The 2,958-nt window shown below is 71.8% G+C and carries 3 protein-coding genes; 1 reads left to right on the top strand and 2 read right to left on the bottom strand.

Going from position 1 to position 2,958, the window contains the following annotated elements; genetic code table 11:
• The first annotated feature begins 295 nt into the window (after positions 1 to 295).
• A complete protein-coding gene (locus Q0A33_RS10380; protein WP_291795963.1) occupies positions 296 to 934 on the top strand; it encodes a histidine phosphatase family protein in 639 nt (212 codons plus the stop codon).
• Positions 935 to 936: 2 nt separating this feature from the next.
• On the opposite strand, the gene Q0A33_RS10375 is transcribed toward Q0A33_RS10380, so the two are convergent.
• Positions 937 to 1,878 carry a 4-(cytidine 5'-diphospho)-2-C-methyl-D-erythritol kinase gene (locus tag Q0A33_RS10375; protein ID WP_291795961.1) on the bottom strand — a complete coding sequence of 314 codons (942 nt, stop codon included), beginning with the start codon at positions 1,876 to 1,878 and terminating at the stop codon, positions 937 to 939.
• 119 nt (positions 1,879 to 1,997) lie between these two features.
• A complete protein-coding gene (gene rsmA / locus Q0A33_RS10370) occupies positions 1,998 to 2,909 on the bottom strand; it encodes a 16S rRNA (adenine(1518)-N(6)/adenine(1519)-N(6))-dimethyltransferase RsmA (RefSeq protein ID WP_291795958.1) in 912 nt (303 codons plus the stop codon).
• Positions 2,910 to 2,958 lie beyond the last annotated feature (49 nt).

Genomic DNA, 2,958 nt, shown 5'->3' with positions numbered 1-2,958 from the left:
GCTGATCTCCTGGGCGCCGAGCAGGTGCACGTGACTCCTTGGGTGTTGCGGGATGGTCTCAGATGCGGCTGCACCGTCCGGACGGGACTGCGCCGACGGATCACGCCGGGCGGTTCAGACAGAGGCCGCAGCATGAACGACGGCGTGGACAAGCCTAACGCTCCGGGACTGCGGAGACATGCACACCGCTCTTCCGCAACCGCGATCGCTTCCGCCCTGCACAGAGCGTCTTCCCCCGCCGGAAGGCCCCGCAGGCCGCAGAGCGCTGAATTCGCCGATCGTGTTTCATGGACCTATGCGCAGGCTGTATGTCGTCACCCACCCGGAGGCCACCCACCACGTCGACGGGCTCGTGGGCGGCTGGCACGATTCAGCCCTCACCCACCGCGGCCTCGCCCATGCCTGTGCCATCGCAACCGCACTCCGCGCAAGGATCCCGGCCGCCGCCGAAGTCGTGCTCGCCTCTTCCGACCTCCTCCGCGCTCGGCAGACCGCCGAGACGATAGCCGCGGAGCTCGATCTCTCGGTGCGCCTGGACCAGCGTCTGCGGGAGAAGTCGTACGGCGAAGCCGAGGGCAGACCGCAGGCCTGGCTCGACGCCCGCTTCATCCCGCCCCCGGGCAACGGTCCGCGGCTGGCCCACGAGGAAGGGATCCGCGGAGCCGAGACCCTGGAGGAATTGGGGACGCGGGTATACGCAGCCATGGCGGAGCTGCTCGCCCAGGAGGCCGAGCACCAGATCGTCGTCACCCATGGCGGCGCGCTCACCTTCGCCGCCGCCGCATTCCTCCGCCTGCCCCTGCATTCCCTCGAGCACATGCGGCTGCGCGCCGCACCGGGAGGGATCACGATCCTGGCCGAGGACGAATTCTTCCGGAACCGCTCACTCGTCGAGCTGAACTTCGTGAGCCACCTCGCTGGCCTCAGCGGCTGACCTCACTCCACGAGGTGGGCTCCGCGGGCAGGGCCGGTGGTGCGCGCCACGCGGCGCACACCTCGGGACGCCTCCAGCAGCACGGCGAGCTCCAGGGAGTGCGTGGGGTTCTGCGCGAGGAAGCCCACCGTGGGCCCGGACCCGGAGAGCAGCACGGCGAGTGCCCCGGCCCGCCTACCCTGATCCATGACGTGCGCGACGTCCGGCAGCAGATCCACGGCCGCCGGCGTCATGTCGTTGTGGACAGCGGCGGCGAGGAGTTCCGTGCTGCCGGAGGCGAGCGCCGCGAGCACCGCCGTGGGCTCCGCCAGCCGCAGCTGCGCCGTGCCGGACAGCACCTCGGCGGCCTCAGCAGCGCCCTGTGCGGTCGAGGCCGCCTCGGCCCTCAGCTCGTCGAGGCGGCGGTAGACCACCGGAGTGGACAGCGACCCCGTGGACGTGGCGAGCACCCAGTGCTGCGTGCCCTTCGCCAGCACGGGCGTGAGCTCGTCCCCGCGCCCCCGGCCGAGCGCCACTCCCCCGCGCAGGGCGAAAGGCACATCCGCGCCCAGCGTCGCCGCGATCTCACGGAGAACCGTCGCGTCCTCGAATCCGGCAAGAGCCGCCGCCGCGCGCAGTGCCGCAGCGGCATCCGCGGAGCCGCCGCCCATGCCGCCGGCCACCGGCACCTGCTTGTCGATGTGAATGGAGACCCGCGCGTCCCAGCCGGTGCGCTCCCTGAACGCCCGGACGGCGGCGAGCGCCAGATTGGTCCGATTCGTGGGCACCCCGGCCTCCGCGTAACGCCCGCCCACCGTCACGGAGTCCTCCGCGGCGAGGGCGAGCGTGACGGTCTCCGCACAGCCCAGCGCCGCGAACACGCTCACGAGCGGATGGTAGCCGTCCGTCCCGGGATCGCCCACTCCCAGGTGGAGGTTGATCTTGCCGTAGGCACGCGCGGTCACGGACTCCGCCCCGTGGGCACGACCGCTCCCACCCGCGGCCTCCGCACCCGGAGAGGCCGCGGCCGGAGAGGCCGCACCCGGGGAAGCCGAGGCCGCTCGCGGATGGAGAGACGAAACCGTCACTGAGAGCCCGCCTCCGCGTCCGTGCCCGCGTCGATCTCCGCCCGCGCCTGCGCGATCCTCGCGAAGTCCTCGACCGTCAGCGTCTCGCCCCGCGCCTGAGGCGAGATGCCCGCGCGTGTGAGCACGGCCTCGGCGGCGGCACCGGAGCCCGCCCACCCGGACAGCGCCGCGCGCAGGGTCTTGCGCCGCTGGGCGAACGCCGCGTCCACCAGCGCGAACACCGCAGCACGGTCTCCCTCCCGCGGCGTCTCCCGCCGGGTGATGCGGACGAGGCCGGAGTCGATGTTGGGCGCCGGCCAGAAGACGTTCTTGCCGATGTCCCCGGCCCGCTCGACCGCGCCGTACCACTGCGCCTTCACGCTGGGCACGCCGTATGTGCGGGAGCCGGGTCCGGCGGCAAGCCTGTCCGCAACCTCGGCCTGCACCATCACGAGCACCTGCGTGATCTGCGGGAAGGCTGACAGGAAGTGCAGGAGGACCGGGACCGCGACGTTGTAGGGCAGGTTCGCGACCAGCGCGGTGGGAGCCCCGAGCTCCTGCGGAAGCTCTGTGACCTTGAGTGCGTCCTCGTTCACCAGGGCGAACGGAACGGGATCACCGACCGCCGCCGAGGCCCCGAACCGGTCCGCGGCGAACTGCTCCACCGTGGCGGGCAGACGGGAGGCAAGCAGCCGGTCGATCTCGACGGCCACCACGCGGTGCCCGGCGTCCAGCAGACCCAGGGTGAGCGAACCGAGGCCGGGACCGATCTCCACGACCGTGCTGGCAGCCGGGAGATGCGCCGCCTCGACGATCATCCGGACGGTGTTGGGGTCGATGACGAAGTTCTGCCCGCGCTGCTTGGTGGGGCGGAGGTCGAGGGCATCGGCGAGGACGCGGATGTCACGAGCGCTGAGCAGAGTCGTCATGGCCCTCACACTATAGGGACGAGCCAGGAGATGAGGACTCGCAGTGCGC

The organism is Brevibacterium sp., from assembly GCF_022712115.1.
Taxonomy (GTDB): domain Bacteria; phylum Actinomycetota; class Actinomycetes; order Actinomycetales; family Brevibacteriaceae; genus Brevibacterium; species Brevibacterium salitolerans.
Note: the sequence above shows the minus strand (reverse complement) of the source record. Positions and strands in the feature narration are given on the sequence as shown.